Annotated in this window: 1 protein-coding gene; it reads right to left on the reverse strand. The window is 74.4% G+C overall.

All coding sequences use genetic code 11. The features are described from left to right. Nucleotides 1–270, reverse strand: a 270-nt coding sequence (locus JHD77_RS32240; protein ID WP_267907601.1) for a contractile injection system protein, VgrG/Pvc8 family, incomplete at both ends; no start/stop codon positions are given.

Here is a 270-nt window from a genome sequence, read left to right on the forward strand (position 1 = left end):
GGTGCTCGGCGATCTCCAGGAAGTGCCCGCTGACCAGCAGCGGCTGGTCGCTGACCCCTTCGCCCAGGCGCCGGTCGGCGCGGTGGCGCTCCAGGGCGCGCTGGCTGAGCAGCTTGCCGCGCTGGCGATCGACGAAGCGACCGGGGTAGTCGTAGTCCTCCAGGTCCGGCTCGGCCGGGGCGTCGGCAGCGGGGCGGTTGCCGGCCTCCAGCAGCAGCCGCGGCTTCTCGAAGTCGTAGTCGCGGCGGGTGGTGCGCGTGGTGCGGCTGG

Origin of the sequence: Pseudomonas sp. P20 (genome assembly GCF_016463925.1) — a bacterium.
Taxonomy (GTDB): Bacteria; Pseudomonadota; Gammaproteobacteria; order Pseudomonadales; family Pseudomonadaceae; genus Pseudomonas; species Pseudomonas aeruginosa.